The organism is Marseilla massiliensis, assembly GCF_016899955.1.
In the GTDB taxonomy this organism is placed as follows: domain Bacteria; phylum Bacteroidota; class Bacteroidia; order Bacteroidales; family Bacteroidaceae; genus Prevotella; species Prevotella intestinigallinarum.
The window spans coordinates 1-244 of record NZ_JACJJL010000123.1; the positions used below are offsets into that span (position 1 = coordinate 1).

General features: G+C 70.9%; 1 protein-coding gene. It reads right to left on the minus strand.

Annotated elements, in window-relative coordinates; all coding sequences use genetic code 11:
• Positions 1-244, minus strand: a 244-nt coding sequence (locus H6B30_RS16910; protein ID WP_500684416.1) for a GHMP family kinase ATP-binding protein, incomplete at both ends; no start/stop codon positions are given.

Consider the following 244-nt stretch of genomic DNA (forward strand, 5'->3'; position numbering starts at 1 on the left):
GCGTGATGCGTTCGCCGAATCCGGTGCCATGGGCGTACCCTCCGGACAGGCAGAACGGCATATCGGCCCCCAACCCGGCGGCCACCTCGCGCAGCCGCTCCAACGGCCAATCCAGGCCCCACAGCGTATTCAACGCCAACAGCGTGGCCGCGGCGTCGGCGGATCCACCGCCCAGTCCGGCGCCGACGGGGATGCGTTTGTCGATGGTGAGCGCCACATCCGGCTCGCGGCCACTGGCCTCGGC